Consider the following 599-nt stretch of genomic DNA (forward strand, 5'->3'; position numbering starts at 1 on the left):
CGTTACATCAAGGACTACCTCCGCTGCATCGACTCGGTCGACGAGAACGTCGGTCGCGTGCTCGATTATCTCGACGACGAAGGTCTCGCCGAGAACACGCTGGTGATGTACACCTCGGATCAAGGGTTCTATTTGGGCGACGATGCAGCGTCTGCGGAATCGACCGAAACCAAGGCTGAAGAAAAGAAGGATGGCAAGAAGAAGCCAACCATCCAAGAGATCCGCCGCGAGAAGCGTAAGCGTCAGAAAGAAAAGGAACGTGCCAAGAAGCCAACCATTCACCTGTGTCCAGCTGCCGCCGCACTCACGATCGCCATAAACCTTATTCACGATAGCACTTACGGTGATATCCAAGCACACTGACCATGACGATCTTGGCATTGGCATCGAATTCCATAATGTTTTCGAGCCCGAAAATGCCGTCGAATTCAGGCATCACAATGTCGTCCTTTTGTTTAACGGCTTCGGCGATCTTGGCGTCGAGGAACTCGCGGGCCGATTCGGCATCGCGGATGCCTCGGCAGATCAGAAGTTGAGCGACGACTGGTGGGACGTTGGCGGTGCGTTCGAGATCGCGAACCACGGCCATGTCGTGCGGC

Annotated in this window: 1 protein-coding gene and 1 pseudogene; one reads left to right on the top strand and one right to left on the bottom strand. The window is 54.9% G+C overall.

The features are described 5' to 3' along the window. Positions 1–363 (top strand): sulfatase-like hydrolase/transferase (locus tag AB1L30_RS00860; protein WP_367011450.1); only part of this gene is annotated, 363 nt, incomplete at its 5' end. On the opposite strand, the pseudogene AB1L30_RS00865 reads toward AB1L30_RS00860, so the two are convergent. After that, a pseudogene (locus AB1L30_RS00865) lies at positions 323–599 on the bottom strand (hypothetical protein); the annotation flags it as partial. The gene AB1L30_RS00860 and the pseudogene AB1L30_RS00865 overlap by 41 nt on opposite strands.

This window comes from Bremerella sp. JC817 (assembly GCF_040718835.1).
Taxonomy (GTDB): domain Bacteria; phylum Planctomycetota; class Planctomycetia; order Pirellulales; family Pirellulaceae; genus Bremerella.